Here is a 1,452-nt window from a genome sequence, read left to right on the forward strand (position 1 = left end):
GTGTCATTCTCATTCGGACATCAGTTAACGCCAGTTGACACCGGTTCACGCCTATTGACGCAAGAGGGAGCTATGCGGGTCGAGGAAGTGATTGGTCAGCGCATTCAGGAACTCCGCAAGGCCAGGTCGAGCGACAAGGAGATGACCCAGGAGAGGCTGGGTGCTCTACTCGCGCCGCTTCTCGGCAAGCCGTGGAGTCGCCAGGCGGTGTCGGCCGCTGAAGCAGGGAAACGTGCATTCACAGCCGCTGAGGTGGTTGCCCTTGCTTCTGTGTTGGAAACAACGGTCGACGACCTATTCGACCTGCGCCGTCAGGGTGAAGTGACCATGCCGAGCGGCGCGTCCCTGCAGACGGTAGACCTTGAGAAGCTGAGACAGTCAGCTGTCGACAACGACCAGCTCCGTGACGTCCTGGCCAAGGTTGCCGTTCTTCTTCGGGAATCCACGCTTGCTTCAGATCGGATCATGCACCAAGCAGCCCTCGCATCGGACGTGGCTCGACATGCACAGAGCATGCTTCCCGACATCCTTCGGTACCTCGAGTCGGAAGGGGAGGCATGAAAGGCTCGATCTACAAGCGGTGCACCTGCCCGGTAGAGCGTGACTCTAAGGGGCGGCGGAAGGCCTGCAAGAAGGCGCACGGCAGCTGGACGTTCGTTGCCGACCTCGGCATCGACCCGGCAACCGGCAAGCGCCGGCAGATCCGCAAGAGCGGATTCCGCACCAGCGACGACGCCCAAGAGGAGCTGAACAAGTTCCTAACGTCCGTCGCGACCGGCCAGGCCGCGCACGACAACCGCCTCACAGTCGGTGACTACCTGCGTCAGTGGCTTGAAACCAAAGAGGCCGCCGGCATCCGACCGACGACCCTCCGCAGCTACCGGCAACACATCGACGCGTACCTCATCCCTCACCTGGGGCGCCTGCGTCTCGGTGACCTGCGGGCGACGCACGTGGAGAAGATGCTCCACGACATCGCGCAGCCGCCGGCCAAGCCGAAGTCGGACGAGAAGATCGCCAAGGGGAAGCGACGGAACCCGAAGACGCTCAGCCCGGCGACGGTGCGGCGCGTCCACGCCACCCTCCGATCGGCCCTTACCAGCGCGAAGCGGAAACACCTCGTCGGCCACAACGCAGCCGAGAATCTGGAGCTGCCGCGCGCAGTTCGGCCGAAGGTCGTGCCGTGGGAGCCGGAGGAGCTGGGCAAGTTCCTCGATCACGCCGCGACAGACCGGCTCGGCGCGCTGTATGAGGTCATGGCGATGACCGGTCTACGACGCGGTGAGGCGGCGGGTCTGCGTTGGGATGACGTGGACCTGACGCGGGGCGTCATCACCGTGCGTCAGCAGATCGTCGAGGTCGACGGGACGGGCGTCGAGTGCCCATTCTGCAGGGGGGAGCACAGGCAGTACCGGTTCGGCCGGCCGAAGACAGCCAGCGGTGAGCATCGCG

2 protein-coding genes are annotated in these 1,452 nt (G+C 64.4%); both read left to right on the forward strand.

What is annotated here, in order from left to right:
* Positions 1-561: helix-turn-helix transcriptional regulator (locus I0Q12_RS13965; RefSeq protein ID WP_231610633.1), on the forward strand; the 561-nt coding region annotated here is incomplete at its 5' end.
* Positions 558-1,452, forward strand: an 895-nt coding sequence (locus I0Q12_RS13970; RefSeq protein ID WP_197252494.1) for an Arm DNA-binding domain-containing protein, incomplete at its 3' end; no start/stop codon positions are given. The genes I0Q12_RS13965 and I0Q12_RS13970, both read left to right, overlap by 4 nt.

This window comes from Rhodococcus sp. CX (assembly GCF_015865005.1).
Taxonomy (GTDB): domain Bacteria; phylum Actinomycetota; class Actinomycetes; order Mycobacteriales; family Mycobacteriaceae; genus Rhodococcus.